This window comes from Falsihalocynthiibacter sp. S25ZX9 (assembly GCF_041205405.1).
GTDB classification, from domain to species: Bacteria; Pseudomonadota; Alphaproteobacteria; order Rhodobacterales; family Rhodobacteraceae; genus Falsihalocynthiibacter; species Falsihalocynthiibacter arcticus.
The window spans coordinates 1-543 of sequence record NZ_JBGFCD010000070.1 but is presented as its reverse complement, the minus strand read 5'-3'; the positions used below and the strand labels follow the sequence as shown (position 1 = coordinate 543).

Sequence of the window (543 nt, the reverse complement as noted above, 5' to 3'; positions counted from 1 at the left end):
TCAACTGATCGACGCAACACACTGGGCGAACTTCTCAGCTGGGGTTTGATATTGCAAGGTCTTGCGGGGTCGTTCGTTCAACTGTCTGGCAATAGCGCTGAGTTTGGCTTGCGAATGAACCGACAGATCAGTCCCACGAGGCAGATATTGCCTTAGCAATCGGTTGGTATTCTCATTTGATCCGCGTTGCCACGCATTGCCCGGCAGTTGCTGCTTGCAGCAATGAGAGGGGAGACTGAGGATCGCAAAAATAGACGTCTACGTCGGTTGCTAGCGTGAAGCGCGGGTGGTCTGCCAGCTCTTTCCCACGATCCCATGTCAAAGATTTGTAGAGTTCACGCGGTAATTTATGAGCCGATTTAATCAGCCCCGTGACGACACTTTCGGTATCCTTGTTGGCGACTTTGACCAACATGACGTACCGAGAATGACGTTCGACGAGAGTTGCAATGTAGCTATTTTTGGACCCTCCGATGAGATCGCCCTCCCAGTGGCCTGGAACAGCCCGATCCTCGACCGATGCTGGTCTTTCTGAGATTGATA

1 pseudogene is annotated in these 543 nt (G+C 51.9%); it reads right to left on the bottom strand.

Annotated features, from left to right (window positions below):
- Positions 1 to 543: pseudogene (locus AB9F29_RS21300) on the bottom strand (IS30 family transposase); the annotation flags it as partial.